At 72.7% G+C, this 3,392-nt stretch carries 3 protein-coding genes; all 3 read left to right on the top strand.

The window, feature by feature from the left end; translation table 11 throughout:
• The first annotated feature begins 65 nt into the window (after positions 1 to 65).
• Positions 66 to 578 (top strand): hypothetical protein, encoded by a 513-nt coding sequence (locus AA75_RS21955; RefSeq protein ID WP_063794411.1) that lies wholly within the window; start codon positions 66 to 68, stop codon positions 576 to 578.
• 92 nt (positions 579 to 670) lie between these two features.
• Positions 671 to 1,390, top strand: a complete 720-nt coding sequence (locus AA75_RS21950; protein ID WP_033821880.1) for a hypothetical protein — start codon at positions 671 to 673, stop codon at positions 1,388 to 1,390.
• A 170-nt stretch (positions 1,391 to 1,560) separates the two neighbouring features.
• Positions 1,561 to 3,084, top strand: coding sequence for a CoA-acylating methylmalonate-semialdehyde dehydrogenase (locus AA75_RS21945; RefSeq protein ID WP_033821879.1), 1,524 nt, complete (start codon positions 1,561 to 1,563; stop codon positions 3,082 to 3,084).
• Positions 3,085 to 3,392 lie beyond the last annotated feature (308 nt).

The following is a 3,392-nucleotide window of genomic DNA, read 5'->3' as shown; positions in this document are numbered from 1 at the left end:
TTGCCACCAGCGGAAATCCCTTAACTACCCGGCTTTGGGGGAAGGCCACGAGCGGAGGACACACCATGACACCCGGCAACCCCCACGACGCCGCACTCCGGTGGCTCGCCACCGCCACCACCGACCCCGACCACAGCCACCGGCACTGGGCCCGGTCCACCGCCGCCACCCTGCTGGTCCCCGCCGGCCGCAGCTGGGACCTGCTCTCCGTCCCCGACACCCTCGGCCGGCCCGCCCTCGACGTCCTGCACCGGCTCGACGACCTGCACCGCAACCCCGGCCGCGGCCCGGCCCTCGCCCACACCGGCCGGACCGGATTCCTCGTCCCCGTCGGCACCGCGTCCCGCTGGTTCGGCACCGGCGTCAAGGTCGCCGGACCCGGGCTCTGGACGGCTCTCCCGCACCCCGCCCGACCACGCCCCGCCCTGCACTGGCTGGTCCCCCCGGACGGCTCCGGCCGCCTCGTCGACCCGGCCCTGCTCGAACTCGCGCTGCACGACGCCGCGGCCCGCTGCCACCGCCCGAGACTGCACGCCGCCGACGACAGCCACCGCCCGGCCGGCCATTCGGCCGGCTGAGGCACTCCGGTACCCGGAAGCACCCGGCCACCCGGACGCGTCCGCCCCGGACACCCGCTGCGCCGCCCTGCCCGGGACGGGAGAGTTGGGACATGACGCCGAGCCTGCTCACCGAGGAGAACCTCAGGCTGCTGGAGACCGCGCAGCCGTACTGCCTGCGGCACGCCCTCGCACTGGCCGGCACCGAGGCGCTGCACGCCCACGGCCTGCCCGCCGGCCGCCCGACCGGCCTGGTCCTGATCACCGCGGAGGGACCGCCGCTGTCCGAACTCGCCGTCGGCCTCGCCGAGACCCTCCGGGCCGCCGGACACACCGTCCGCGAGGAGCCCGGCACCCCACGGCGGATCCAGCTGACCGCAGCGAGCGGCCCGATCGAACTGCGCCGGGAACCGCTGCGCCACCCGCCCCTGTTGCTGGACGCGCCCGTCCCGGTGATCGCCCTGCCCGACGCGGCGGGCCTCGCCGTCCTCGACCTCTGCGACCGCGCCCTGCCCGCCGACCTGCGAGCCGTCCACGCCCTCGCCGACCGCTTCCGCCCGGGCGAGCTGCTCGCCCTGGCCGCCGCCCTGGACGAGGACTTCCAGCCCGCGGTCCTCGCCGACCGCCTCGAAGCCGCCGCCGAGCTGTCCGGGCCGGGCCACCCGCAGACCCAGGTCTGGGCCCAGCTCTGGGCCCAGGACCTGCGCCTGGACCTGATGGAGACCCTCGAACTCCCCGACGGCCTGCACGACCCCTACCTGGAGGAGACCGACCAGGCCGAGACCGACCCCGCGGCGGACGGCCCGCAGGAACGGGACCCCGACGACCTGTAAGGGTGAATCTCCGTTCCCCGTCACGCTGCTCGTTGAGACGGGCCCCGGCGGTCACCAGACTGGATGCTGAGCGCGGGAGCCCCGTGTTCCCGCCGCCCGGTCCCTCGTCCGGGTGGTGCCGGCACGGTACCGGCGGCGCTGCGCCGTACGGACTTCGGAGGCAGAAGACCTTGAGCAAGCACATCACCCACTGGATCGGCGGCGCCCCCGTCGCCACCGCCGGCTCCGCGCCCCGGCGCGGCGACATCTTCGACCCGGCCACCGGGCAGGTCGCGGGACAGGTCGACTTCGCGGAGATCGCCGAGGTCGACCAGGCCGTGGCCGCCGCGTCGGCGGCCTTCGCCGAGTGGCGCACGGCCTCGGTGGCCAAGCGGACCCAGGTGCTCTTCAACTTCCGCGAGCTGTTCAACGCCCGCAAGGACGAGCTGGCCGCGATCATCGTCGCCGAGCACGGCAAGGTGCACTCGGACGCCCTCGGCGAGCTGGCCCGCGGCCAGGAGGTCGTGGAGTACGCCTGCGGGATCGCCCAGCTCGGCAAGGGCGGCTTCACCGAGCAGGCCTCCACCGGCATCGACGTCTACTCGATCCGCCAGCCGCTCGGCCCGGTGGCGATCATCTCGCCGTTCAACTTCCCGGCCATGGTGCCGATGTGGTTCTTCCCGATCGCCATCGCCACCGGCAACACCGTCGTGCTCAAGCCGTCCGAGAAGGACCCGTCCGCCGCCAACTTCCTGGCCGAGCTGTGGAAGGAGGCCGGCCTGCCGGACGGCGTCTTCAACGTCGTGCACGGCGACAAGGTCGCCGTCGACCGCCTGCTGGAGCACCCGGACGTGAAGTCCGTCAGCTTCGTCGGCTCGACCCCGATCGCCCGCTACGTCTACGAGACCGGCACCCGGTACGGCAAGCGCGTGCAGGCCCTCGGCGGCGCGAAGAACCACATGCTGGTGCTGCCCGACGCCGACCTGGACCTCAGCGCCGACGCCGCGATCAACGCCGGCTTCGGCGCGGCCGGCGAGCGCTGCATGGCGGTCTCCGTCCTGGTCGCGGTCGACCCGATCGGCGACGAGCTGGTCGAGAAGATCAAGTCCCGGATGGCCACCCTGAAGGTCGGCCCCGGCTGCAACGGCGACTCCGAGATGGGCCCGCTGGTCACCGGCCAGCACCGCGACAAGGTCACCTCGTACGTGGAGTCCGGTGTCGCCGACGGCGCCGAGCTGGCGGTCGACGGCCGAAAGCACCCGATCGCCGCCGAGGACGTCAGCGGCGCCCCGACCACCGACGGCTTCTGGCTCGGCCCGACCCTCTTCGACCACGTCAAGCCCGGCATGTCCGTCTACAACGACGAGATCTTCGGCCCGGTGCTCTCGGTCGTCCGGGTCGCCTCCTACGAGGAGGGCGTGGAGCTGATCAACTCCAACCCCTACGGCAACGGCACCGCGATCTTCACCAACGACGGCGGCGCGGCCCGGCGATTCCAGAACGAGATCGAGGTCGGCATGGTCGGCATCAACGTGCCGATCCCGGTCCCGGTGGCCTACTACTCCTTCGGCGGCTGGAAGTCCTCGCTGTTCGGCGACGCCCACGCCTACGGCCCCGACGGCGTGCAGTTCTTCACCCGCGGCAAGGTCGTCACCCAGCGCTGGCTCGACCCGTCGCACGGCGGCATCAACCTGGGCTTCCCCACCAACTCCTGATCAGCCGCTGATCAGCCCCTGATCAGCAGCACCCGAGGGCCGCCCGGCCCGCCGCGCCGTTCCCCCGGCCGCGCGGACGCCGGGCGGCCCTCAGGCGTGTCGGCGGATGTTTGCATCTGCCGCACCGGGGGCGTAGTGTTTCCTAGTCGCTCGGCTGGGAGCACCGGACACGTGTCTACGCGGACGGTCCCGGAGCGGCCAATCCCTTGAAACACCACTTCCCATTCGGCTGGGTGCGCTCATTCGCGCCCGGCGTGAATTGTCGTGCGCGCTTTTATGGATTGCGGCCGGATTCGCTTTTCGGAGCG

The organism is Kitasatospora sp. MBT63 (assembly GCF_000710465.2).
Lineage (GTDB): Bacteria > Actinomycetota > Actinomycetes > Streptomycetales > Streptomycetaceae > Kitasatospora.
This window is presented reverse-complemented; position numbering and strand designations above follow the sequence as displayed.